Source organism: Methylobacter sp. sgz302048, from assembly GCF_052162025.1.
Taxonomy (GTDB): domain Bacteria; phylum Pseudomonadota; class Gammaproteobacteria; order Methylococcales; family Methylomonadaceae; genus Methylobacter.
On sequence record NZ_CP197401.1, the window covers coordinates 1160220 to 1184523 of the forward strand.

Genomic DNA, 24304 nt, shown 5'->3' on the forward strand with positions numbered 1-24304 from the left:
AATTAACGATGCCAATCGTTAATTTTTCAAATTCTTGAGCCGTTTCCGGTATCCTAATATAAAAAATTCTATCCATAATATTGTTGAGGTAAAGAAATGCAAGTTTCTGTCGAAAAGACATCAGAATTAAGCAGAAAAATGACTGTTAGCGTGCCTGAAGAAATTGTCCAGGAAAAAATGGCGGCGCGTTTGAAGTCGTTGGCGCGCGAAGTTAAAGTCGATGGCTTTCGTCCGGGTAAAGTGCCTCAGCATGTAGTTAAAAAGATGTTTGGCGATAGGGTTCGCGGCGAAGTTGCCGGAGACCTGATTCAATCTACTTATTTTGAGGCATTGCAGGATCAAAATTTAAGACCTGCCGGCCATCCGCATATTCATCCGTTAGACGAAGCGGAAGGATTTAAATATACTGCCGAATTTGAAGTCTATCCTGAAATATCGCTGGAAGGCGTGAATCAAATCGAAGTAAAACGCCCTGTCGCTACCGTCGCTGAAGCCGATGTCGACGACATGATTGAAAAACTGAAAGCGCAGAGAAAGACCTGGAACAAGGTAGAACGCGCATCGCAGGAACATGACCGTATAACAATTAGTTTTTCAGGCACTGCCGACGGTGAGAATTTTACTAACGGCAAGGTAGAAAACTATCCGGTTGAAATTGGCGCGAAACAGATGATTCCAGGCTTTGAAGACAACCTGATCGGTCTTGAAGCGGGCGCTAACAAAACATTTGAGGTATCTTTTCCAGAGCAATACGGCAATGAAAAATTATCCGGCAAAGCAGCTCAGTTTGAAGTTGAAGTGAGTGCTGTTGAAGAACCGGTATTGCCTGAAATTGATGAGGCTTTCGTGAAGGCCTACGGTATTGAAGATGGTTCTGCAGAGTCTTTTCGTGAAGACGTCAGAAACAATATGGAAAGAGAGCTTGAGCAGGCATTACGCGGCAAGCTGAAAAATGCCGTCATGGATGCTTTGTATGAGACGATTCAGATTACTGTTCCGAACACGCTGGTCGATCAGGAAGTCGAAAGTATGATGAAGCCTTATATAGAGACCGCTAAACGGCAGAAAATGAAGCTGGACGATCTGAAGTTGCCGAGAGACGCATTTGAAGAACAGGCCAGACGTCGCGTGGCTTTGGGATTGATCTTGGGCGAAATCATCCAGAAAAACGATATCAAAATTGATGCAGATAAAGTAAGGTCTGCTATTGAAAATATGGCAAGAAGTTACGAACGCCCTGAAGATGTGGTTAAATGGTATTATGCAGATGAAAGCCGACTGGATGATGTCAGACAAATGGTGCTGGAAGATCAGACCGTTGAATGGCTGGTTGCCCAGGCAAAAGTATCTGACGAGCCGATGAAATTTGACGATGTAATGAATCAACAGCAAAGGTAAGGTATCGAATGTATAAAATGAATCAAGCAATGGCTCCCGAGGCTGCGGGTGGATTAGTTCCTATAGTTGTTGAACAGACTGCTAGAGGTGAGCGCTCCTTTGATATTTATTCAAGACTATTAAAAGAGCGCGTTATATTTCTGGTTGGTCAAGTGGAAGATTACATGGCCAATCTGGTTGTCGCCCAGTTGCTTTTTCTGGAATCAGAAAATCCTGACAAGGATATTCATTTATACATCAATTCGCCCGGCGGCTCAGTAACCGCCGGGATGTCGATTTACGATACGATGCAGTTTATCAAGCCTGATGTCAGCACTATGTGCATCGGACAGGCCGCCAGTATGGGGGCTTTGCTTCTGGCGGGCGGCGCTAAAGGCAAACGGTATTGCTTGCCTCATTCGCGAATGATGATTCACCAGCCGCTAGGCGGTTTTCAGGGGCAGGCCTCTGATATTGATATCCATGCCAGAGAGATCCTGGCAATCAGAGAAAAGCTGAACAATATCTTGTCCGGCCACACGGGGCAGCCGATAGAAAAGATCCGTTTGGATACGGATAGGGATAACTTTTTGAGCGCTAATGATGCGGTCAGCTATGGGCTCATTGATAAGGTGTTAACAAATCGCGCAATCGGTTCTGATAAATAAGGGTTGGTATTTTTTTTGTATTTAGATATATTCTTTGCTTCATCAAAAGCAAAAAAAGCATCAGTTTCTGGATGTTTGCAGGAGTCAATTTATGAGTAATGACAAAAACAGCAAAGACGACGATAAACTGCTTTATTGTTCTTTTTGCGGTAAAAGTCAGCATGAAGTCAGGAAGCTTATTGCAGGACCGTCAGTTTATGTATGCGACGAATGCGTAGAGCTTTGTAATGACATCATAAGAGACGAATTGCAAGACGACTCTTCTTCTTTCGGCGGTGAATTGCCTAAGCCGAAAGAGATCAAAGCAGAACTCGATGAATATGTTATCGGGCAGGAAAGTGCGAAAAAGATTTTGGCTGTCGCCGTCTACAATCATTACAAGCGCTTACGCAGCAAGTCAAAAAAGGATGGTGTCGAGCTAGCCAAAAGTAATATTTTATTGATTGGTCCGACTGGCTCAGGGAAAACGCTGCTGGCTGAAACATTAGCACGCTTGCTGGATGTGCCGTTTACTATTGCTGATGCCACTACGCTGACAGAAGCCGGCTATGTAGGAGAGGACGTAGAAAATATCATTCAGAAGATTCTGCAGAAATGTGACTATGATGTAGAAAAGGCTGAAACCGGCATTGTCTATATCGATGAAATCGATAAAATCTCCAGAAAGTCTGATAATCCGTCAATAACGCGCGACGTTTCCGGTGAAGGCGTACAGCAGGCGCTGCTGAAATTGATCGAAGGCACTATTGCGTCAGTGCCTCCTCAAGGCGGCCGTAAACATCCGCAACAGGAATTTTTGCAGGTCAATACCGCCAATATTTTGTTTATTGTCGGTGGCGCATTTGCCGGACTGGACCGTATTATTAAAGATCGTTCGGAAAAAGGCGGCATAGGTTTCTCGGCAGAGGTAAAAGCCAAAGATGAGACTAAAAATGTCGGGCAGCTTTTTGCTGAGGTTGAGTCCGAAGATTTGATTAAATACGGATTGATTCCGGAATTTGTCGGTCGTCTTCCGGTAATTGCCACTTTAGAAGAACTCGATGAGCAGGCCTTGGTCCAAATATTAACGGAGCCCAAAAACGCACTGATCAAGCAATACAAGCATTTGTTTGAAATGGAAGGTGCTGAACTGGAGTTTAGAGAAGACTCTTTGATCGCCATTGCCCGTAAATCCATGGAAAGAAAAACCGGTGCCCGCGGTTTAAGGACTATCGTTGAAAGTGTTCTGTTGGATACTATGTATGAATTGCCATCGTCGGAAAATATCTGCAAGGTGGTTATTGATGAAAGTGTTATTCTAGGTGAGTCTGAACCTCTTCTGGTTTACGAAGCGGAAAAGAAAAAGGCCTCGGCCGAATCTTAGAATTTATTTGGGACAGAAAAAAAGGGAGCTTTATTTTTTTAGCTCCCTTTTTTTTGCGCTATAGCCAAGCTAAAGGCTGTGTTTTATGGTTTTAGCTCTTGCTATTTTATTTATCGGCCCCATATCTTTTTTTCAAAAATTGCTAAAGGTTCCAGTTATGGAAACGCACAAAATGACAGAGATACAACAAACAGATGTTTTGATTCCGGTTTTGCCGCTCAGGGACGTCGTGGTTTATCCGCATATGGTGATCCCTTTATTTGTCGGCAGGGAAAAATCTATTGACGCTTTGGATGCGGCTATGAAGGATAACAAGCAGGTCTTGTTGGTTGCCCAGAAAGAAGCTGAAATTGACGAGCCGGATTTTACTGATCTTTATCAGGTCGGTACTTTGGCCAATATTCTGCAATTGCTAAAATTGCCTGATGGCACTGTTAAGGTGCTGGTCGAAGGAAGTCAACGCAGCAAAGTTTCATACTATAAAGAAACGGACAGTTTTTTTTCCGCCTCTGTAGTAAAGATCGACGATGTTTTAGATATATCCGAACGGGAGCAAGAGGTGCTGCAGCGGACAGTCATCAGTTCGTTTGATCAATACGTCAAACTGAATAACAAGATTCCGCCGGAAGTCATGAATTCGCTCGCCGGTATTGATGACCCAAGCCGCCTTGCCGATACCATGGCCGCCCACATGACGCTAAAAGTCAATGAAAAACAGGCGATTCTGGAAACCGCGGATATTGCGAAACGGCTGGAAAATCTGATGACTCAGATGGAAGGCGAGGTTGACCTGCTGGAAATGGAAAAAAGAATCCGGGGGCGTGTTAAGCAGCAAATGGAGAAGAATCAAAAGGAATATTACCTGAATGAGCAAATGAAGGCGATTCAAAAAGAACTTGGCGAAATGGAAGATGTTGCCAATGAGATTGAAGAGCTTGAAAAGAAAATCGAAAGTGCCGGCATGACTAAAGAGGCCAAGGCAAAGGCTGAGGCAGAGCTTAACAAACTTAAATTAATGTCGCCGATGTCTGCCGAGGCCACTGTCGTGCGTAATTATATTGACTGGATGGTCAGTATGCCCTGGAAGAAAAAAACCAAGGTGCGGCATGATCTGAAGCTGGCTGAGCAAGTTCTGGAAACAGAGCATTATGGTTTGGAGAAGGTCAAGGAGCGCATTCTCGAATATCTGGCTGTGCAACAGCGAGTGCAGCAGCTCAAAGGACCTATTTTGTGCCTGGTCGGCCCTCCAGGCGTAGGTAAAACCTCATTAGGCGAGTCCATCGCTCGCGCTACCAATCGTAAATATGTGCGGATGGCTTTGGGCGGTGTGCGGGACGAAGCGGAGATTCGCGGGCATCGTCGAACTTATATAGGCTCTATGCCGGGCAAGATTTTGCAGAATCTGGCTAAGGTGAAAACACGCAATCCTATGTTTTTACTTGATGAGATCGACAAAATGGCAGCCGATTTCCGAGGCGATCCGGCTTCGGCATTATTGGAAGTGCTGGATCCCGCGCAGAATCATACGTTCTCGGACCATTATCTGGAGGTGGATTTTGATCTGTCCGATGTGATGTTTGTTGCGACAGCCAATACGATGAATATTCCGCCGGCCTTGCTGGACAGGATGGAGGTTATACGTCTTGCCGGCTACACTGAAGATGAAAAGATTAACATCGCATGCCGCTATCTGATCCCGAAGCAGATCAAAAATAACGGGTTGAAAGAACAGGAAATCGAAATTGCAGAAACAGCGGTCAGAGATATTATCCGCTACTATACGCGAGAGGCTGGTGTTCGCAGCCTTGAGCGGGAAATCTCGAAAATCTGCCGTAAAGTGGTCAAAGACCTGCTGCTGAAACCGAGCAAGGACAAAGTTGAAGTTACTTCTGAGAACCTGGATAAATATCTCGGCGTTAAACGGTTCCATTACGGGCTTGCAGAGGAACAGGATCAGGTTGGACAAGTGACCGGCCTGGCCTGGACGGAAGTCGGCGGCGAACTGTTAATGATTGAAACAGCCGTTATTCCCGGAAAGGGCAAACACTCCGCCACAGGCAAACTGGGCGACGTCATGAAGGAATCGATTGAGGCGGCGATGACCGTGGTAAGAAGCCGCTCTGAAATCCTGGGAATAGACCATGAGGTGTTTCAGAAAAATGATATCCATATTCATGTGCCTGAAGGCGCTACGCCAAAAGACGGGCCCAGTGCTGGTATCGGCATGTGTACGGCCATCATTTCGGCACTGACTAAAATACCTGTAAAGGCAAGTGTGGCCATGACCGGTGAGATTACGCTGCGAGGCGAGGTATTGCCGATTGGCGGGCTGAAAGAAAAGCTATTGGCTGCTCATCGCGGCGGCATAACAACAGTTGTCATTCCTGCGGAAAATGAAAAAGACCTGGTCGAAATTCCTGAAAATATAAAGCAAAACCTGGATATCAAGCCCGTCCACTGGATAGATGAGGTGCTTGAAGTGGCGTTGCAATATATGCCGAAGCCAAGCGACAAGAAAGAAGTCGAAGAAAAGGCTAAAAGTGAAGGTAAGCTAAAAAAACAGGGTCTTGTTACTGCTCACTAGAAAAGTTTGCGGTTTTGTTTGAATTCGGCAAAACCGCAAAAATCATGGGCTCGGGGGGCTTTAGTGCTTGACACTGCCTAAGAGCTATTGATATAAATACCAAGCTTTCTTATGTGGCCAGGAATCGCACATAAGAATCATACACTGGTTGTGCAGAATACAATTTAAAAAATACTTCCTAAGGGGGAATGATGAATAAATCAGAACTAATCGATGCTATTGCAGAGTCTTCTGAATTGACAAAAGCGGACGCTGGACGTGCTTTAGATGGTTTCATTAGTGCAGTTACGGCTGCTTTGAGTAAAGGTGATTCTGTTGCTTTAGTTGGTTTTGGTACATACTCTGTAAAGGAGAGAGCAGAGCGCAAAGGCCGTAATCCGCAAACAGGCGAAGAGATTACAATTAAATCTGCGAAAATTCCTTCATTTAAAGCTGGTAAATCTTTAAAAGATGCTGTAAACTAGTGCTTCTTTAGTCGGGTGCTTAGCTCAGCTGGGAGAGCATCGCCCTTACAAGGCGAGGGTCGGGGGTTCGAACCCCTCAGCACCCACCAGACTTTGGAGTGGTAGTTCAGTTGGTCAGAATACCGGCCTGTCACGCCGGGGGTCGCGGGTTCGAGCCCCGTCCACTCCGCCAAATTAAAGCCCCGTACCGGTATCTGGTTCGGGGTTTTTTTTTGCTTAAATTTAAGCCGTTTTGTTTAGGATAGAGCATATGCTGACAAGAATTAGAGAAAAAGCGCAAGGTGCTTTCGCATGGGGTATCTTGATAATAATTTGCGTGCCTTTTGCTTTATGGGGTATTCAAAATTATTTGGATACAGGGAAAGAACCTCCGGTCGCTTCCGTAGGTGATAGGGATTTTTATCAGCAGGATGTCAACAGGGCTTATGAACAGTACAGTCAGAATCTCCAGGGACTCAATATTGATGAACAGACTTTGAAAGCGCAAGCTTTGGAAAAGCTGATAAAGGATGAGGTTTTGCTGCAGCATGTGCGTTCCGAGGGGCTTGTTACCGGCGACAATAGGGCGCGAGAATTCATTAAATCTCTGGAATACTTTCAAGTAGACGGTAAGTTCGACGAGAACCGTTATAAAGCTTTGCTGAATTCGCAAAGGATGACATCCGGCGAGTTTGTAAACAGAATCAAGAACGCGCTGGTAATGGAACAGTTTCAGCGTAGCATCATCGATAGCAGTTTTGCTACTCAGCATGATGTAGAAAGCTTTTTTAAAATTCAGAATCAGCAGCGCGATGTAGCTTATGTGACGATTCCTGCACAGAAACCGGCGGAGCAGCCTTCAGAGGAGGAGGTAACGGCTTATTATCAGCAGCACCAGGACCTATATAAAGTGCCTGAGCAGGTTTCCGTAGAGTACGTAGAGCTGTCACTGGAGGATATCGCTAAAAAAGTCGCCGTAACGGATGAAAAGTTGAAGGCATTCTATGAAGAGCATAAGGATCAGTATGCAACTCCGGAACGGAGAAAGATCAGTCATATCCTGTTTGCTATCAATGATAAACAAGATGAAAAAACAGCGCTGGAAAAAGCGTCGCTAGCAAAAAAAGACCTGGCAAATAAAGACTTCGCTAAGTTAGCCGCTGAAGTTTCAGACGATAAATTAACCGCTAACAAAGGCGGCGATTTAGGTTTGTTTACTTCAGGCGCAATGGAGAAACCGTTTGAGGATGCAGCAAATGCATTGAAACTCGGCGAAGTGTCAGAGCCTGTTAAAACAGCATTCGGCTACCACTTAATTAAAGTAACTGAATTGGTGCCGGGCGAGGTCAAGTCATTTGATGCTGTTAAACCGGAATTAACCAAGGCTTATCAAAAAGCGCAAGCCGAAAATACTTTTTACGAGTCCGGTGAAACATTGACCGAAATGAGTTATGAAAACCCTGACAATCTGCAAACGGTAGCGGATGCGTTAGGCCTAACCATTAAAAAAACTGCGCTGTTCACCAAGGATAAAGGTGAAGATATTGCCAGTGACCCAAAAGTACGCAGTGCTGCATTTTCTGAAGAAGTCCAGCAGGGCAATAACAGCACGCCTGTAGAATTTGGGGCTGAGCGCTTGGTGGTATTACGCATGCTGGAGCACAAGCCTGCGGCTACGCGTGATTTGAATGAAGTTAAACAGCAAGTCATAGAAACCTTGTTGAGTGAAAAAGCCAAACAACAGGCTGTTGAAAAAGCGCAGCAGATAAAAACGCGTTTGCAGGCTGGCGAATCCATTGACACTGTAGCGGCTGAAAACAACTTAACGGTCAAGAAAATGGCCGATGTAACACGCAACAACGGCGAATTGCCCTGGCAGCTGAACCAGGCAATCTTTAAGGCGGCCAAACCTGTTGGCGATAAATCGACAATCTTTACGGCAGCATTGCCTTCCGATGAGCAGGCGGTAGTGAGTTTGTCGAAAGTCAAGGAGGGCATCATGAGCGAGGATGATAAAAAGCAGCTCGAGCTGGCGTCAAAGAATATTGCTAGGGCTTTTGGCCAAAACGAATTCAATGCGGTCATGAACAGTCTGCAGGCAAAAGCCGATATTTCAGTGAAGAAAGCCCAAGCTCAGAATTAGCCGCTGGACAAGCAATAAAAAAGGGAGCGTAAGCTCCCTTTTTTATTGCCATGGAAAATGAACGCTTAAGAAGCTACATAGCCGGCAATATTATAGCCGGCGTCCACATAAGTGATTTCACCCGTAATACCAGAGGCCAGATCCGAGCACAGAAATGCCGCCGCATTGCCGACTTCTTCAATTGTGACGTTTTTCTTCAACGGCGAGGCATCGGCCGCTTTGCTGAGCATGGTTTTGAAATCGTTGATGCCTGATGCTGCCAGTGTTCTGATCGGACCTGCGGAAATCGCGTTCACGCGAGTACCTTCAGCGCCCAGAGCGACAGCCATATAGCGGACGTTGGCTTCCAGGCTGGCTTTGGCCACGCCCATGACGTTGTAGTTGGGCATGACGCGCTCCGCACCCAAGTAGCTTAAGGTCAACAGAGAGCCGTTACGGCCCGCCATCATTGCCCGTCCGGCCTTGGCTAGAGCAGTGAAGCTGTACGAGCTGATATCATGGGCGACTCTGAAATTTTCCCGGGTCGTGGCAGTGACGAAGTCGCCTTCCAGCGCATCGCGTGGTGCAAAAGCGACTGAATGCACGATACAATCCAGGCCGTCCCAGTGTTCCCCAAGCTTTTTAAAAACGTTTTCAATGTGTTCGTCGTTGCTGACGTCGCATTCAACAGTAATGTCGGAACCGCACTCCGCCGCCATGGTTTCAACCCGGCTCTGAAGTTTGTCATTTTGAAAAGTAAAGGCCAGTTCCGCGCCTTCCCGGTGCATGGCTTGGGCAATGCCCCATGCAATGGAACGGTTACTGGCCAAGCCTACGATCAAGACCCGCTTGCCTTGCATAAAACCCATTATCATCTCCCAATGTTTTTGTTGCTACAATAGAGCTTCAATTATCTGTGTTTGTTTCAATCCACACCAACCTGTGACCGGTCGATGATACTATCCGCCCATGAATAGCAGATGACGGATCTGGATCTCCCTCATCATAATGAAGGGAATCGAAAAGGATAGCCTTGCTTACGCAGGACTGTCAAATTTTAACAATACCCTTAAAAAAAGGGATTTTTTTCAGGCTGCAAGGTATTTTGATGTTTAGTCTTTTTTCTATGAAGATACATATCGGCCAAGTTCATGTGCTAGGGCTGATATTGCTGATAATATTGTTGAGCGCCTGTGTCGGCTCGGAACCCAATGATCCTTATCCATCGGAAGAGGGCAATCAGTCGGTTCTATATGAGTCCTTTTCAGAGCGTCCCAAGCATATGGATCCGGCTGTGGCATACAGTTCCAACGAATATGCGTTTATTGCACAGATTTATGAGCCGCCGTTTCAATATCATTACTTGAAAAGGCCTTATGAACTGGCGCCGCTGACGGCAACCGATATGCCCGAAATCGAGTATCTGAATGCCAATGGCGAGAAACTGCCTTCAACTGCCAATGACAGCGACATTGCCTATACCGATTACTTAATCAAAATTCAGTCCGGCATCCGCTATCAACCGCATCCGGCTCTGGCGAAAAATACTCAAGGCGAATATGCCTACCATCATTTGACCGGTGCGCAAATCGACAAGCTCGGCACTTTGCAGGACTTGCCCGAGACCGGCTCGCGCGAACTGACCGCCGAGGATTATGTGTACCAGATCAAGCGTCTGGCGCATCCGAGAATCCAATCGCCCATCGCCGAACTGATGAAAAATTACATAGTCGGCTTTGACGATTTTGCAAGACAGGTTGCGAACAAGCAGAAGTTTGAGATCAAAGACATGCCCATGACAGGCGTTACAGCGTTGGACCGATATCAATACCGCATACGCATCAAGGGCAAATACCCGCAGTTCATTTTCTGGCTGGCGATGCCGTTTTTCTCACCGATGCCGTGGGAAGCCGATGTCTTTTATGAACAGCCCGGCCTGAACGATAAAAACATCACGTTGGACTGGTTTCCGATAGGCACCGGTCCTTATCTTCTGGCCGAGAACAATCCGAACCGGCGCATGATCCTGCTCAGAAATCCGCTGTTTCATCATGAGGCCTATCCATCCGAAGGCGAGCCCGGCGACAAGGAAAAAGGTCTGCTGGCCGATGCCGGCAAACCGCTGCCGTTTATCGATAAAGTCGTTTATATGCTGGAGAAGGAAACGATTCCTTACTGGAACAAATTCCTGCAGGGTTATTACGATGCGTCCGGCATCGCTTCCGACAATTTCGACCAGGCCATACAGTTCACCGGCAGCGGCGTAGCTACCCTGACTGACACCATGAAAGAAAAAGGCATCCAACTGGAAACAGCGGTCACAACCTCTATTTTCTATCTGGGCTTTAATATGCTCGATCCCACAGTCGGCGGTGACAGCGAGAAAGCGCGCAAGCTGCGCCAGGCCATCGCCATTGCCGTCGATTATGAGGAATACATCGCTATTTTCGCGAACGGGCGCGGCGTCGCGGCCCAGGGTCTGATACCTCCCGGCATATACGGCTATGCGGAAGGCAAGGAAGGCATCAACCCTTATGTCTATGACTGGGTAAACGGCAAAGCTTCCGCTCCTGCTAACGCCCCTTACCTACATCCTGTAGGCAAGGCGCAGCGCAAAAGCATAGAGGTTGCCAGGCAGCTGATGTCCGAAGCCGGCTATTCGGGAGGCATCGATCCTAAAACTAAGCAAGCCCTGATCCTGTATTTCGATACGACCGCAGTCAGCGTCGACGATCGCCCGAGAATGAACTGGTATCGCAAACAGTTTGAGAAGCTGGGCATCAAGCTGGTCATTCGGGGCACCGACTACAACCGGTTCCAGCAGAAGATGCGCGACGGCAATGCACAGATTTTCTTCTGGGGCTGGAATGCCGATTACCCCGATCCGGAAAATTTCTTTTTCCTGCTCTACGGGCCCAATGCCAAAGTCGCACACGGCGGCGAGAATGCGGGCAATTACCAAAACGCCGAATTCGACCGCCTATTCGAGCAAATGCGCAATATGGCGAATGGCGAGCAGCGCTATCGTCTCATTCAGCAAATGCAGGAACGGGTGCGCCGCGATGCGCCATGGGTATTCGGCTTTCATCCCAAGAGCTTTTCGCTATATCATGGCTGGTATAAAAATCTGAAGCCTAATCTCATGGCCAATAACCAGCTTAAATATACGCGCATCGATAAGGCGGAAAGAGCCGAGAAAAGGGCCGAGTGGAACAAGCCCGTGTTCTGGCCTTTGCTGACAGCTTTTGCCGTGTTTGTGTTGCTGTTGATACCGGCAGTTCAGGCTTATCGCCGCCGTATCAAGGAAACGATTCAATGACTCAATATATTATCCGTCGAATCTTATACGCCTTCCCGTTGCTGATGGGCGTCAATATCCTGACGTTCGTGCTGTTTTTTGTCGTCAATAGTCCCGATGACATGGCGCGTATGCAGCTGGGGCAAAAACATGTGACCGAAAAGGCCGTGGAAAACTGGAAACAGCAGCGGGGCTATGATTTGCCGCTGCTGTGGAACAGCAAGGCCGAGGGCGAAGAAAAACTGACCAAAACGATCTTTTACCAGAAGTCAGTCGGCCTGTTCCTGTTCCGCTTCGGCGTATCCGACAGCGGCAGAAACATCGCGGCCGATATTCAGCAACGCATGTGGCCCAGTCTGGCCGTCGCATTGCCGACGCTGATGGTGGGGTTGCTGGTCAATATCACCTTCGCCTTGATGATGGTGCTGTTCCGCAACACTTATCTGGAACATGCCGGCGTCGTGCTGTGCGTGGTCCTGATGTCGGTTTCTTCGCTGTTCTATATTATCGGCGGCCAGTTCCTGATCGGCAAACTGCTGAAGCTGGTGCCTATCTCCGGGTACGATAGCGGGCTGTCGGCACTGAAGTTTCTGATACTGCCTGTACTGATCGGCGTCTTTTCCGGCATCGGCTCCGGCGTACGCTGGTACCGGACCCTGTTTCTGGAAGAAGTTGAAAAAGATTACGTACGCACGGCGCGCGCGAAAGGCCTGACCGAAACCCGGACCCTGTTCCGGCATGTGCTGAAAAACGCTATGATTCCGATTCTGACAGGCGTCGTGGTCGTGCTGCCGTTATTGTTTATGGGCAGTTTGATCATGGAATCGTTTTTCAGTATTCCGGGCCTGGGCAGTTATACGATAGATGCGATCAACAGTCAGGATTTCGCCATTGTACGAGCCATGGTCTTCCTGGGTTCGGTCCTGTATGTGATCGGTCTGTTGCTGACCGATATTTCCTACACCCTCGTTGACCCTCGGGTAAGGTTGTCCTGATGATCATATTATGGACCGATGCGCTGATATTCCTGTTGATTGCCGTAATGCTCATGCTCGGCTTTTATCTGCGCGGCAAGGAATACATTAAACGCCCCCTGCAACAGATCGCCCGCAGCAAAGTCGGCATGGTTTCGCTGACCGTACTGATTGTCTTTGTCCTGGTCGGTCTGCTGGACTCGATTCATTTCAAGCCGTCGGGCGGCCGCGGCAATGAAATCATCAGCGTGCTGGATTACTGGGCCACGCCGTTGCGCGAACATGGCGAGAAAACCTACTCGGCGCCATTTGCCGCCTATCTGTACAGCAAGGAAATGATGACCTTGCCGGACGGCACTGAGCAATGGGGCTATCCGCGCCTGCAGTTCGGCGGTGCGCATCTGGCTGATCCCGAAATCGAACTGGCGCGGGATGTACTGAAAAAAGCGTTTTATGGCTGGATTCAAGGCGTCAGCCTGGTCGTATTTTTCGTGGTTCTGCTGGGGAGTCTTTTGAGAAAGCCGCATAAGCGCCTCATCGTGAGCCCGACGGCCAAGGCGGCCTGGGCCGTGGTGTTTCTGATCGTCTCGGTCAATTACATGCTGGTCTATCTGTCGGCTTACTATCATGTCTTCGGCACCGACAAGGTCGGGGAGGACGTGTTTTATCAATCCATAAAAAGCATTCGCACGGGGCTCGTGATCGGCACGCTGACGACCTTGGTCATGCTGCCGATGGCCCTTGTATTCGGCATCCTGGCCGGCTTCTTTCGCGGCTGGGTCGACGATGTCATTCAATATGTTTACACGACGCTGAATTCGATCCCCAGCGTGCTGTTGATAGCCGCCTCCATCCTGATGGTGCAGGTGTACATGGCCGCTCACGAGGAAGCCTTTACCAGCGTGATTGTGCGCGCAGACATGCGGCTGCTGTTTCTCTGCCTGATTCTGGGCGTAACCAGCTGGACCGGGTTATGCCGATTGCTTAGGGCCGAGACGCTCAAGCTGCGCGAGATGGAATATGTGCAGGCGGCGCAGGCGCTAGGCGTGCGCCGCCGCGTGATTCTGGTGCGACATATCCTGCCCAACGTCATGCATATCGTGCTGATTTCGGTTGTGCTGGATTTCAGTTCGCTGGTACTGGCCGAGGCGGTGCTGTCCTATATCAATATCGGCGTCGACCCGACGACCTACAGCTGGGGCAATATGATTAACGGCGCCAGGCTGGAAATGGCGCGCGAGCCCGTGGTCTGGTGGTCCTTGACGGCCTCGTTCGTGTTTATGTTCGCGCTGGTGCTGGCCGCGAACCTGTTTGCCGATACTGTGCGCGATGCATTCGATCCAAGACGAGGCGCCTATGAATAAGCCAATCCTGTCCGTAGCGCATCTCAGCGTCAGCTTTAACCACAGCAGCAAGGTCGTCGACGACATCAGCTTTGACATTTATCAGGGCGAGACCTTTGCGCTGGTCGGCGAATCGGGCTCCGGCAAATCGATCACGGCTTTGTCCGTGCTGAGGCTGCTGCCGCCTAACGCCCGTATCCAGGCCAGTGAAATCAGCCTTCAGGGCGATAATCTGCTGCGCAGAGCCGAATACGAAATGTGCCAAGTTCGCGGCCGACGCATCGGGCTGATATTCCAGGACCCTATGTCGTCGCTGAATCCGGTCATGACTATCGGCGACCAGATAGAGGAAGTCATCAAGCTGCATTTTGACTTGCCTCAACAGGCTGTCAAGCAGCGCGTACTGGAATTGCTGCGGCAGGTGGAGATACCGAAGCCCGAGCAGCGCATCAGCGACTATCCGCATCAACTGTCGGGCGGCCAGCGCCAGCGCGTCATGATCGCGATTGCGCTGGCCGGCGAGCCCGATCTGCTGATTGCCGATGAGCCGACTACGTCCCTGGATGTGACCATTCAGGCGCAGATCCTGAATCTGCTGAAAACCCTGCAAAAGCAGACCGGCATGTCCCTGTGGCTGATCAGCCATGATCTGGCCCTGGTGTCCAATATGGCCGATCGCGTAGCGGTCATGCAGCAGGGCAAGATCGTCGAAACGGGGTATTGCGATGAGTTCTTTCGCCATCCCAAACACCCGTACACGCAAAAACTGCTGAGCGCTTTGCCGTCCATGCAAAGCTGCTTAAAACACAGCAGGCAGGAAAGGCCGCCGCTATTGCAGGTTGACGATTTCAAAGTCCATTACCCGATCAGGAAAGGCATTTTCAAGCGGGTCGTCGACCATGTGCGGGCCGTCGACGGGGTCAGCTTCACCATCCAGCAGGGCAAGACGCTGGCTTTGGTCGGCGAATCCGGCTGCGGCAAGACCACGCTGGGCAAGGGCTTGCTGAACCTGATACCGGGCACTGCAGGGCAGGTGAAAATAGACGGCGTGGCGCTCGATACGCTGCAGGGCGAGGCGCTGAGGCAAAAACGCGCCGATATGCAGATCGTGTTTCAGGACCCTTTTTCCTCGATGAACCCGAGGATGCTGGTCGGCGATATCGTCGCCGAAGGCATCCGCGCCCTGCATCTGGGCGTCAGTGCCGCCAACAGGCAAGAAAGAGTCAGGCAGTTGCTTAGGCAGGTCGGCCTGCCCGAAGATGCCGCGCAACGGTATCCGCATGAATTCTCGGGAGGCCAGCGCCAGCGCATCTGCATTGCCCGGGCACTGGCAGTCGATCCGAAGCTGATCATTTGCGATGAACCGACCAGCGCGCTGGATGTATCGGTGCAGGCGCAGATTATTGAACTATTGAAGTCGCTGCAGCGGGAAAAAGGCGTCAGTTATCTGTTTATTACCCACGATCTGGCCATCGTGGCCGAAATAGCGGATGAAGTCGCGGTCATGCATCAAGGCAGGATCGTCGAGTACGGCAGCGTCGCGCAGGTGCTGACCGAGCCGCAACAGGCTTATACAAAGAAGCTGCTAGGCGCGGTGCCTGTATTAAGGACAGACATTAAGCCGTCTGCGCAACAGGACAAGGAAGTCGTCTTGTAGCTCCGCCTTTTGATAGTGAAGAAACTCCCTGCTGCGATCGCCGGATGGCGCAACAGGGAAGTCTGCAGGCGCTGTGATCCTTTCCTTTTATCCTCTAAGGCTGCTGCCCAATCAGCGCCATCCATTTATCAGTTTGCTCTCGTTTCAGGACATGAGGGGCAAGCAGGACGCCAATCTGCTCATCGTTTTTCTATTCTCGCCGGATAGTGGTAACTCTTTTGGCAAAGCAAGTGGAACGATTGACGAGGGGGTAGAGTCTTTTGAGCAAGTAGCGTTGAAATTCTTATTCCTGAGGAGGCGTTATGGCCGCAAAACTGTGCAGTTCGAAGGAAGTTTTTCTACGTAAACGATGGATGAAGGCAAGGGCAGGACTACCGTCATGGAGGATGCAGCTATGAGCTTTTGGGACAGAGGCAGGATGCCGGAAAGCGGAGGGGCGGATATGGATAGATTCGGAGCCCGGAGCATAAGCGGATTGCTGACAAAGCGGACGCTGATCGTGGCGGCTGCGGCGGCGGCAATCGTAGTGCTGCTGTTAATGGTCTGGCAGGTGGCCCAGATTTTACTGCTGATTTTTGCGAGCATGTTGCTGGCGCTGTTTCTGCGCACCGGCGCGGTTAGTATTAGCGAAAACACATCCCTGACGGTGAATGCCTCACTGATACTGGTGGTCTTGATTCTGACGAGTGGTGTCGCACTGATCGGGTCACTGTATGGTCCTGATATTGTTACTGATTTTTATCAATTGACGCTGCAATTGCCCAGTACAATTGACAGAATGCGGGATAGCCTCGGGCAATATGAGTGGGCGCCCACAGTGCTTGATTCGATGGCCAAAGTGGGGCACGCCCTGACCAATCCTCAGCAGTTGGCCAGAATTGCCGGGGTTTTCTCGACCGCCTTCGGAGCGCTCGGCAGTAGTTTCATTGTTATCGTGCTAGGTCTTTATTTCGCTATCGAGCCGAAAACTTACATCGATGGTGTGGCGCGCCTGTTCCCTCAGCCTCACCGGGGACGTGTTTATGAAGCCTTTGATCGGGTCGGGCATGCGCTCCGCTGGTGGCTGCTCAGCCGGCTCGTGTCAATGGTGGCTGTAGGCCTGTTGACATTGATCGGACTGGTCATGTTAGGGATGCCGCTCGCTTTCATCCTGGCTTTAGTAGCCGCTATCCTGGATTTTATACCGCACATCGGGCCGATTCTGGCAACCGTTCCTGCGGTCATGGTGGGCCTGGGCCAGGATGGATCGACGGTGTTGTACGTCATTATTCTTTATACCGTTATTCAAGGGCTGGAAAGTTATCTGCTCACGCCTTACCTCCAGAAGCAGATGACATCGATTGCGCCGGCCTGGCTGCTGGCCGCCCAGCTTGTGCTGGGGACCGGTTTCGGCATCCTGGGATTTCTGCTCGCGCCTCCGTTGGCGGTCGTGATCATGGTGCTGGTACAGATGTTCTATGTACGGGACGTGCTGGGCGAAAAGATGGAACTGCCCTGATGGCCTGGTTTCACTAGCCATTCTTTATCTAGCTGAGGGGGAGCTCGGCGGGCGCGTCCATAAGCTGTGCCGCATCCCCCGCTTCATCAATAACTTGTAGGCCTTCTTCTCCAAGTCGGCAATATATCTAAGTATTTGCCCGTCTGCCTCGATTAGTTAGATTGTGATATGTTCGCCCATTACGGAAAAAAATCATGATGCACATCCCATGGGCCATAGGCCGAAATGGCGATTGATGCACCAACAATAGAAAGGCGATCTAAATTGACGGAAAAATCTCGCCGTAGTGGGGCAATTTATCTTGGCATCATGACGAAATGTAAACAAAAGGATCGCACGGAGCCCTGTTTACTCAACAAGTAACCGTGAATTTATTCCTTAATGGTTAAGGAGGCGATATGTCTGTAAATCTATTCGATTCGAAGGGGATGTCTCTCGAAAAACAACGAATGACCTGGAAGGACATGGTACAGCCGCCCATCAGCAAGCTCGACGATGAAGCTTTTACTCGCGTGAGAATCATCCTTACTAATGGACTGGAAGTAGAAGCGCTGCGCTTCCAGCACCTGTGCGCACGCATGAACAAAGATCTGCAGGTGCCGCTGGCGAAAATCCGGCGCGTCGAGCAACAGCAACAAACGACCATCAATTGGCTCATTTCGTCCGACCACTCTCCGCTGGAAACTACTATTGCTTATGAGCAGGTCGCCGTAGAGGTTACGGCCGCCGTGGCGCAAAACGAGCCCGATCCTTATTTGGCCCAGGTCTACCGGTTCGGCTTGCTGGAGGACTTCGACCATCTCTACCGGTACTCGGCGTTGCTCGATCGTCTGGAAGGCAAGGATGCGAACAACATCCTCCAGTCCCATACCGATATTATTCCGGGCCGGCCTACCGTGGACGAGCACCGGGCGCCCGAAAATGATCTGCGCAATCCTTATGATCGCACCAAAGCGGATACGATCAGCAAACTGCACGCCACGACCATCATGGCCGCCGAGTATCAGACCCATGATTATTATGCCAACATTGGGCCGACCTACGCAGATCCGGTCGCGCGCCAGTTGTATGCCGAGATCGCCTCGATCGAGGAGCAGCATGTCACGCAGTATGAATCGATCATCGATCCTGATGAAACCTGGCTGGAGAAATGGTTGATCCATGAAGCGACCGAAGTTTACAACTACTACAGCTGCGTGGAACAGGAGACGAATCCGCGCATTAAGGCGATCTGGGAACGCTTCCTGGATTATGAGCTCGGGCACTATGCTTATGTATCGGAACTGGTCAAGCAGTATGAGCGCCGGGACCCGTCCGAGATTATTTCGCAAACATTGCCCGATCCGATGCCGTTCAAGAGCAACCGCGAATTCGTACGGCAAACGCTCAAACAGGAAGTGGATCTGCGCACCAGCGGCACGCAATTCGTCAGTAAAGACAAGGAGGACCAGGCATCGCTGGCTTACCGGCAGCACATCAATTCTGATGGTTCGCCATCTCAAACGGTCGCTGAAGGATACCAGTGGACTCCCGGCACAGAACTGAATCGTAAAGTTGCTTAACTACAGACTTGTGTAGGAGCTGAAAAATGAACCAACCCGTTGAAATGAGCATCCGAAACCGAACCGGCATCGATATGTCGCCTGTCGACAGCCAGAAGATGATCGATGCGGCCAACGCCTACTTGCCGAGCTCCCGCGGAGACGGGGCAGGTATCGCAGCCGTTGAGGCCAACTATATCAAAGAAGCCGAACCCGTGGGTTCGGTCCCTGTTCCGGGTACGTTGAAAGGCGCGGCCCAGGCAACTATGCAGTTACTTGCCGGCAGGAATGCCCAAGTTCTGATCGACAAGCTGGGCGAGCGCCTGGCTTTTGAACGGACGGGCACACGGCTCTATGATTACTTTATCAATAAATGTCAGACGGCACCTAAACCGGATGACTCGCCGATTTCCATTGATATGCTCAAACGATTCAGGCATGAGGAAGCCTTGCACTTCAAGGTAGTCGCTGGCGCGCTAGAGTCTTTGGGAGCCGATGCCACTGCGCAGACGCCCGGCGCCGATGTCAGCGCCGTAGCATCAAGCGGCGTGCTTCAGGTCTTGAGCGATCCGCGCACATCCGTGGATCAATGCCTGGAGGCGATGCTTAATGCCGAATTGGTCGATAATGCCGGCTGGGACCTGTTGGTCAAGCTGGCCGATGACATGGGGCTTGATGACATGTCGAAAGACTTTCAGGCGGCGTTGAATGAGGAGGATGAGCATCTGATGGAAATACGGCAGTGGTATGAACAGATCACGCTGAAACAGGCGGGCGCGATATAAATCAGGCAGCCGTTTTTGAGCCTGTGATGGCCTGCCTGATCAGGCCTCATTTTCATGAAAACTCAGTGAAGCATTCGAAGGGCGAGAAGACTTTGACTTTATTTTGCTTCGCGCCCTTCCTATCTTCGCAGTGAAAATCCTTTAGTTACGCACAGCATTGCAGGTTTTCTCTGGAAACGGCGATATGTCCGAATTTGTAAAACGGATAGGCGAGTGGTGCACGGCCATTATCGAGACGACCGGCGTCGTCCTAATTGCCGTTTTGGCCTTGTATACGCTGGTCTTTGCGGCATTCCGGCTTTATAACCACGCTGATGCTGAAGAAGTTTTCCGCGATACACGTCAGCGTCTCGGGCGCGGCATCCTGTTGGGCCTGGAGCTTTTCATCGCGGCTGATGTCATTCATTCCGCTGTGGTGGAGGTCAACTTCGAGACGGTGGGCGTATTGGCCATCATCATCGTCATACGCACTTTCCTGAGCTTTTCGCTGGAAGTGGAGTTGAACGGCCGCTGGCCCTGGCAGAACAGAGAATAGCGGCTCAATGCCTATGTTGCATGCCGCACGTGCCGGGTTTTCACCCTTAATGTGTGATACAGCACTGAACCGCAGGCGTATTTATCTTATGTTCTTCCTATGCATGATAGAGGCCTGCCTTACACGGATAACGTTTTTTCATTATATCCAATAGCGAATCAGGCAGTGGAACAGCACATTTTTAGGAGAAGAACCATGACCAAAGTGCTTGTATTGTATTATTCATCCTATGGCCACATCGAGCGCATGGCCGAGGCTGTCGCCGAAGGTGCGCGAGAAGCCGGCGCCGAGGCGGTCATCAAGCGCGTGCCGGAACTGGTGCCGGAAGAGGTCGCCCGCAAATCCGGCTATAAAATGGACCAGCCTGCGCCTATCGCGACTGTTGATGAGCTGCCCGAATACGACGCCATCATTTTTGGCACCGGCACGCGCTATGGCAATATGACGGCGCAGATGAAGAATTTCATCGATCGGACCGGATCGCTCTGGCTGAGCGGCTCGCTGGTCGGCAAGGTCGGATCGGTCTTCACATCCACGGCAACGCAGCACGGTGGCCAGGAGTCGACCATACTGACGTTTATTCCGGTGCTTCTGCACCTGGGCTTCATCATCGTCGGCCTGCCATACGCCTTTCAGGGGCAGATGGGTGTTAATGACGTGATGGGAAATTCGCCCTACGGCGCCTCGACCATCGCCGGCGGAGACGGAAGCCGCTGGCCGTCGGCCGTGGAACTGGACGGCGCCCGCTACCAGGGCAGGCATGTGGCGCAGATCGCGGCGAAGCAGAGTTCGGGCGGACGTTGAGGCGTGAATAGGGGTGGCAGGCGTGAGGGCGACTAAAGTCGCCCCCACAATGTTTAAACGCGCTTGCCAAGGCGCTCGGCCAATCCCCGCATGGCGGGGGATGGATCATCCTTCGACAGATGCACATTGATGAGACTGGGCGATGACTGCTGCGCAAAAGCCCGGTTCAGGCAGTCCTCAAATTCATCCTCGGTGCTGGCCGAATAGCCCGTCAGCGGGCCGAATACCTCGCCCAGGCGCTCGAACTGCCAGCATGCAATGTCATTGAACGGGCCGTCGAGAATATAGCGTTCAGTACTGTAGCCGCAGTTATTGAAAATAATCACGATCGGATTGAGTCCGAAACGGGCTATCGTCGACAGTTCGGTACCGGTCATCTGAAAAGCGCCGTCTCCGACCAGAACCAGCGTACGGCGCGTGGGATTGGCGATCTGTGCGCCTAGCGCGGCGGGAACGGCGAAGCCCATGGTGGTGTAATAGGCCGAGGCCAGGAATTCGCTGTTTTCATGCACCCTCAGGTCGATTGCGGCAAACAGGCAGTCGCCGACATCGCTGATGACGGCCATGTCAGGCGTCAGGAAGCGATTGAGCCGCGCGATAAGCCGGGCGACTTTCATCGGCTGATTCTTGACGGGGAAATCGAAGGTTGCGGGTTCCGCCGCGACTGCAGGCCCGATCTCGGGGCGCGGCGCCATCCGTTCGTTCAGCATGGTCACGAAATCGCCCAGCAGCACATGCGGATAGCGATGATGATGGATAATGACTTCGTCCTGGGTGGCGCGTATGACCCGGTTGGCATCGAGCTTGGCCGTAAAAATGCCCAGATCGATGTCATTCATCGTGACGCCCAGCATCAGCAGGAAGTCGGATTGTTCTACCCGATCGCGGGCCAGCGTCGATCCCATCGCGCCTTCATAAATGCCCAGATAGTAAGGGTGGCGCTCGCCCAGAACCGATTTGCCGGTCAGCGTCGCCGCCACCGGCAGATGCGCTTTATCGACCAGATTGAGCAGCTTGTCCTGCAGTCCGCGTCTGTGCAGCTCAACGCCGGCGACCAGCACCGGCGATGCGGCCTTGCCCAGCAATTGCAAGGTCTCTTCCACGGCTTCGTTAAGCGAGCCGGCATCGCTGGCGGTCGCAGGTCTCGATTCCGAGGGCATTGAATAACCCTCTACATCCACCCTGTCGCGGGGCAGTTCGATGTAAACGGGTTTGCAATGTTCGCGGGCCGCGGCCAGTGCGCGGTCGATCTGGCGGAAAGCCGTGTAGGGATCGTCAAGGACCGCGACGGCGCAGGTTATACGCTCGAATATTTCATGCTGAAACCGGAACGGCCCGAAACGGTGATGCAGCAGAGGATGTTCGTGCCGTTCCTTAATGCCCGGCGCGCCGCTGATAACGACTACGGGCGATGATTCGGCATAAGCGCCTGCGACCGCATTGACGACGCTCAGGGCGCCTACGCCATACGTGACGGCCATCGCCCCCAGTCCCCGGCAACGGGCATAAGCATCGGTAGCGAAGGCGGCGGTATCTTCACGGGTCGTGCCGATATGCTGGATGGGGCTTCTAGACAATTGCTGATAAAAGCGCAGGATGTAATCGCCCGGCACGCCGAAGACATGGTGGACCCCGGACTCGTAAAGGCGAGTTAAAAGGTAATGGCCGATGGAAGGATGCGATGACATGAGAAGTACCTCCGGAACCGCTTATCCAGCCTACGGTGGACGCAGTCAGTTTTACTGTTTATAAGGTATTGTTTCCCGGCCTTGACACGAGATCAATACGTGCAGCCGCCTAACGGATGAGTATAGGATGATCCTGTAATGCCGGTCAAAGACTGATCGATCCGCCATTTGCCTAAGCGTCCAAACTGGTCTGAACTAACACCCAATGCCGTTAAAGTTAAGCCGTTCGTGGTGAGCTTGTCGAACCATGAATGGCTTAACGACTTGTTTAGCTCACCCTTCGACAAAGCCTTTAGTCCTGAGCGTAGTCGAAGGAGCAGGGCGAACGGAACAAGTCTTAACTTAATGGCATTGAACTAACACCTAGCGGTATCGGCGCTCAAATCTTGGATCTTCTCCCCATCCCGGCGCTCTTCGTTGAAAGGAGCGGTAAGGAGGCCGCTGAGGATAATCATAATAGCGCTCATAATAATCCCGCTCGTAGTAATAAGGCGGCCGCTTGTATCTAGGCACATAGCGATACTGGTCATAGCGTTGAGGCGGTCTGGGATAACCGTAATACTGCCTGTATCCGGGATAACCGTAATAAGGCCTGTAAGGGGGATAAGGTCTGAATCCGGGCCTGTCGCCGACTTTAAGAAACAGCCTGTCGTCAGGATAGATGCCCATGCCGGTATCGGCTGTTGCCGCACGGGTAGTCAGGAGGCCGACCAGCAGCGTAAACAACGCTGCCGTCAGGATGGTTGATTTTCTCATAATAACCTCTGCTATGCAGGACGAGATTATCGTAAGGCGTCGGCCTGAAAAGCTTTAATACCAGGGATAATAGTAATAGCCAAACCGACTGTAGGGATAGTAATAATACGGGTAGTAACCCATATAGGGGCCATAATAGACGTCCCGATAGTCCTCTTCCGGCCAGAGATAGATATTGCCGATTTCGACCAGCGGCAACGCCAGCATCTTCTTGCCGACAGCGCGCTCGACTGAGCCCTTGAGGGTGCCGGTTACGGTAATTATCGAGTCTTTTTTATAGATGGCCGGGTCCAGGAAACTCGGGCTACTAACAATGAATCGTCCTTGCGTTTTCTTATCAATGCGTGGGCGTGCCGAACTGTCCAGCGGATAATAGAGAACCTGTATTTCCGTGGCGTCCGTTTCGTTTTCGACTTCGATGATCGTGCCGCCCCAGCGTACGGGAGTACCGCGGTAACGGTCGGGGTTATTAAGCGCTTCTCCGAGATGGACATCCATGGCCGGCGCATTTTTCAATACAGTCGGCATACTTGAACAGGCGCTCAACAAGATACTTAATAGCAGTAATAAATGTTTCATAATATTCTCCATTCCCTAACCTGGAACTATTAACCGGAAACACATACCCAAGCAAGTAAAACTATTTCAAAAGTTAGGACTTATTTTAATAATTAAAATTCCTTATGCTGAATCCCTGAATAGAGGCAAACTCCATTGCCATCGGCCATTTGATAGCCAAGCTCCAATTCATGGTTTGACCAGTTGACGGCGAGTGGAGACCTACTCATGCCGCTGAACCGGAACGCCTGAGCTGGTTGGCTGATTTTTATTTCTCTGATAGGCCGCAATCCGGCAATGGTTAATTTAA

At 51.0% G+C, this 24304-nt stretch carries 19 protein-coding genes, 2 tRNA genes and 1 pseudogene; 18 read left to right on the forward strand and 4 right to left on the reverse strand.

The window, feature by feature from the left end; genetic code table 11:
- The first annotated feature begins 96 nt into the window (after nucleotides 1-96).
- The 9 genes and pseudogenes from tig to ACTNE6_RS05655 all read left to right on the forward strand — a co-directional run bounded on the left by tig (nucleotide 97) and on the right by ACTNE6_RS05655 (nucleotide 8578).
- Entirely contained in the window at nucleotides 97-1398 is a 1302-nt protein-coding gene (tig, locus tag ACTNE6_RS05615; protein ID WP_434483077.1) for a trigger factor, read from the forward strand.
- Between the two features lie 8 nt (nucleotides 1399-1406).
- Nucleotides 1407-2045 (forward strand): ATP-dependent Clp endopeptidase proteolytic subunit ClpP, encoded by a 639-nt coding sequence (gene clpP, locus ACTNE6_RS05620; protein ID WP_228779241.1) that lies wholly within the window; start codon nucleotides 1407-1409, stop codon nucleotides 2043-2045.
- Nucleotides 2046-2136: 91 nt separating this feature from the next.
- Complete coding sequence (gene clpX, locus ACTNE6_RS05625; protein WP_194971426.1) at nucleotides 2137-3408, forward strand: ATP-dependent Clp protease ATP-binding subunit ClpX; 1272 nt, start codon at nucleotides 2137-2139, stop codon at nucleotides 3406-3408.
- A gap of 157 nt (nucleotides 3409-3565) precedes the next feature.
- Nucleotides 3566-5992, forward strand: a complete 2427-nt coding sequence (gene lon, locus ACTNE6_RS05630; RefSeq protein ID WP_194971427.1) for an endopeptidase La — start codon at nucleotides 3566-3568, stop codon at nucleotides 5990-5992.
- 191 nt (nucleotides 5993-6183) lie between these two features.
- Nucleotides 6184-6456 (forward strand): HU family DNA-binding protein, encoded by a 273-nt coding sequence (locus ACTNE6_RS05635; RefSeq protein WP_020160249.1) that lies wholly within the window; start codon nucleotides 6184-6186, stop codon nucleotides 6454-6456.
- Nucleotides 6457-6469: 13 nt separating this feature from the next.
- Nucleotides 6470-6545: transfer RNA gene (locus tag ACTNE6_RS05640), tRNA-Val, on the forward strand.
- Between the two features lie 6 nt (nucleotides 6546-6551).
- Nucleotides 6552-6628, forward strand: a tRNA-Asp gene (locus ACTNE6_RS05645).
- Nucleotides 6629-6706: 78 nt separating this feature from the next.
- Nucleotides 6707-7156, forward strand: a pseudogene (locus ACTNE6_RS05650) (SurA N-terminal domain-containing protein); the annotation flags it as partial.
- On the forward strand, nucleotides 7157-8578 hold the full coding sequence (locus ACTNE6_RS05655) for a peptidyl-prolyl cis-trans isomerase (protein WP_442499673.1): 1422 nt from the start codon (nucleotides 7157-7159) through the stop codon (nucleotides 8576-8578).
- Nucleotides 8579-8643: 65 nt separating this feature from the next.
- Here ACTNE6_RS05655 and ACTNE6_RS05660 read toward each other — a convergent pair whose 3' ends face one another.
- On the reverse strand, nucleotides 8644-9426 hold the full coding sequence (locus tag ACTNE6_RS05660) for an enoyl-ACP reductase FabI (protein WP_442498913.1): 783 nt from the start codon (nucleotides 9424-9426) through the stop codon (nucleotides 8644-8646).
- A gap of 257 nt (nucleotides 9427-9683) precedes the next feature.
- Here ACTNE6_RS05660 and ACTNE6_RS05665 point away from each other — a divergent pair, with 257 nt between their 5' ends.
- The 9 genes from ACTNE6_RS05665 (at nucleotide 9684) to wrbA (ending at nucleotide 20992) form a co-directional block, all read left to right on the forward strand.
- Nucleotides 9684-11876 (forward strand): ABC transporter substrate-binding protein, encoded by a 2193-nt coding sequence (locus tag ACTNE6_RS05665; protein ID WP_442498914.1) that lies wholly within the window; start codon nucleotides 9684-9686, stop codon nucleotides 11874-11876.
- Nucleotides 11873-12850, forward strand: a complete 978-nt coding sequence (locus tag ACTNE6_RS05670) for an ABC transporter permease (RefSeq protein WP_434483082.1) — start codon at nucleotides 11873-11875, stop codon at nucleotides 12848-12850. The genes ACTNE6_RS05665 and ACTNE6_RS05670 overlap by 4 nt, the downstream gene beginning before the upstream one ends.
- Nucleotides 12850-14193 (forward strand): ABC transporter permease, encoded by a 1344-nt coding sequence (locus ACTNE6_RS05675; protein ID WP_442498915.1) that lies wholly within the window; start codon nucleotides 12850-12852, stop codon nucleotides 14191-14193. The genes ACTNE6_RS05670 and ACTNE6_RS05675 overlap by 1 nt, the downstream gene beginning before the upstream one ends.
- The gene (locus ACTNE6_RS05680; RefSeq protein ID WP_442498916.1) at nucleotides 14186-15829 is read left to right on the forward strand and encodes an ABC transporter ATP-binding protein; all 1644 of its coding nucleotides are present in this window, start codon (nucleotides 14186-14188) and stop codon (nucleotides 15827-15829) included. The genes ACTNE6_RS05675 and ACTNE6_RS05680 overlap by 8 nt, the downstream gene beginning before the upstream one ends.
- Nucleotides 15830-16223: 394 nt before the next feature.
- A complete protein-coding gene (locus ACTNE6_RS05685; RefSeq protein WP_442498917.1) occupies nucleotides 16224-17327 on the forward strand; it encodes an AI-2E family transporter in 1104 nt (367 codons plus the stop codon).
- 398 nt (nucleotides 17328-17725) lie between these two features.
- A complete protein-coding gene (locus ACTNE6_RS05690; protein WP_442498918.1) occupies nucleotides 17726-18889 on the forward strand; it encodes a hypothetical protein in 1164 nt (387 codons plus the stop codon).
- A 26-nt stretch (nucleotides 18890-18915) separates the two neighbouring features.
- Nucleotides 18916-19653, forward strand: coding sequence for a ferritin-like domain-containing protein (locus ACTNE6_RS05695; RefSeq protein ID WP_194971910.1), 738 nt, complete (start codon nucleotides 18916-18918; stop codon nucleotides 19651-19653).
- Between the two features lie 184 nt (nucleotides 19654-19837).
- A complete protein-coding gene (locus ACTNE6_RS05700; RefSeq protein WP_442498919.1) occupies nucleotides 19838-20188 on the forward strand; it encodes a DUF1622 domain-containing protein in 351 nt (116 codons plus the stop codon).
- A 195-nt stretch (nucleotides 20189-20383) separates the two neighbouring features.
- Complete coding sequence (wrbA, locus tag ACTNE6_RS05705) at nucleotides 20384-20992, forward strand: NAD(P)H:quinone oxidoreductase (protein ID WP_442498920.1); 609 nt, start codon at nucleotides 20384-20386, stop codon at nucleotides 20990-20992.
- Nucleotides 20993-21045: 53 nt separating this feature from the next.
- On the opposite strand, the gene ACTNE6_RS05710 is transcribed toward wrbA, so the two are convergent.
- The 3 genes from ACTNE6_RS05710 to ACTNE6_RS05720 all read right to left on the reverse strand — a co-directional run bounded on the left by ACTNE6_RS05710 (nucleotide 21046) and on the right by ACTNE6_RS05720 (nucleotide 24015).
- Nucleotides 21046-22680: an alpha-keto acid decarboxylase family protein gene (locus ACTNE6_RS05710; protein WP_442498921.1), complete on the reverse strand. Its 1635-nt coding sequence runs from the start codon at nucleotides 22678-22680 to the stop codon at nucleotides 21046-21048.
- Nucleotides 22681-23043: 363 nt separating this feature from the next.
- The gene (locus ACTNE6_RS05715; protein WP_442498922.1) at nucleotides 23044-23436 is read right to left on the reverse strand and encodes a hypothetical protein; all 393 of its coding nucleotides are present in this window, start codon (nucleotides 23434-23436) and stop codon (nucleotides 23044-23046) included.
- A gap of 54 nt (nucleotides 23437-23490) precedes the next feature.
- The gene (locus tag ACTNE6_RS05720; RefSeq protein WP_194972151.1) at nucleotides 23491-24015 is read right to left on the reverse strand and encodes a Slp family lipoprotein; all 525 of its coding nucleotides are present in this window, start codon (nucleotides 24013-24015) and stop codon (nucleotides 23491-23493) included.
- Nucleotides 24016-24304 lie beyond the last annotated feature (289 nt).

Bases quoted from the DNA above. Each gene is read 5' to 3' on its own strand.
- clpX (WP_194971426.1), top strand. From the start codon at position 2,137: ATGAGTAATGACAAAAACAGCAAAGACGACGATAAACTGCTTTATTGT.
- ACTNE6_RS05695 (WP_194971910.1), top strand. From the start codon at position 18,916: ATGAACCAACCCGTTGAAATGAGCATCCGAAACCGAACCGGCATCGAT.
- ACTNE6_RS05635 (WP_020160249.1), top strand. From the start codon at position 6,184: ATGAATAAATCAGAACTAATCGATGCTATTGCAGAGTCTTCTGAATTG.
- ACTNE6_RS05655 (WP_442499673.1), top strand. From the start codon at position 7,157: ATGGAACAGTTTCAGCGTAGCATCATCGATAGCAGTTTTGCTACTCAG.
- ACTNE6_RS05690 (WP_442498918.1), top strand. From the start codon at position 17,726: ATGTCTGTAAATCTATTCGATTCGAAGGGGATGTCTCTCGAAAAACAA.
- tig (WP_434483077.1), top strand. From the start codon at position 97: ATGCAAGTTTCTGTCGAAAAGACATCAGAATTAAGCAGAAAAATGACT.
- ACTNE6_RS05670 (WP_434483082.1), top strand. From the start codon at position 11,873: ATGACTCAATATATTATCCGTCGAATCTTATACGCCTTCCCGTTGCTG.
- ACTNE6_RS05675 (WP_442498915.1), top strand. From the start codon at position 12,850: ATGATCATATTATGGACCGATGCGCTGATATTCCTGTTGATTGCCGTA.
- lon (WP_194971427.1), top strand. From the start codon at position 3,566: ATGGAAACGCACAAAATGACAGAGATACAACAAACAGATGTTTTGATT.
- clpP (WP_228779241.1), top strand. From the start codon at position 1,407: ATGTATAAAATGAATCAAGCAATGGCTCCCGAGGCTGCGGGTGGATTA.
- ACTNE6_RS05715 (WP_442498922.1), bottom strand. From the start codon at position 23,436: ATGAGAAAATCAACCATCCTGACGGCAGCGTTGTTTACGCTGCTGGTC.
- ACTNE6_RS05710 (WP_442498921.1), bottom strand. From the start codon at position 22,680: ATGTCATCGCATCCTTCCATCGGCCATTACCTTTTAACTCGCCTTTAC.
- ACTNE6_RS05700 (WP_442498919.1), top strand. From the start codon at position 19,838: ATGTCCGAATTTGTAAAACGGATAGGCGAGTGGTGCACGGCCATTATC.
- ACTNE6_RS05680 (WP_442498916.1), top strand. From the start codon at position 14,186: ATGAATAAGCCAATCCTGTCCGTAGCGCATCTCAGCGTCAGCTTTAAC.
- ACTNE6_RS05665 (WP_442498914.1), top strand. From the start codon at position 9,684: ATGAAGATACATATCGGCCAAGTTCATGTGCTAGGGCTGATATTGCTG.
- ACTNE6_RS05720 (WP_194972151.1), bottom strand. From the start codon at position 24,015: ATGAAACATTTATTACTGCTATTAAGTATCTTGTTGAGCGCCTGTTCA.
- ACTNE6_RS05660 (WP_442498913.1), bottom strand. From the start codon at position 9,426: ATGGGTTTTATGCAAGGCAAGCGGGTCTTGATCGTAGGCTTGGCCAGT.
- wrbA (WP_442498920.1), top strand. From the start codon at position 20,384: ATGACCAAAGTGCTTGTATTGTATTATTCATCCTATGGCCACATCGAG.
- ACTNE6_RS05685 (WP_442498917.1), top strand. From the start codon at position 16,224: ATGAGCTTTTGGGACAGAGGCAGGATGCCGGAAAGCGGAGGGGCGGAT.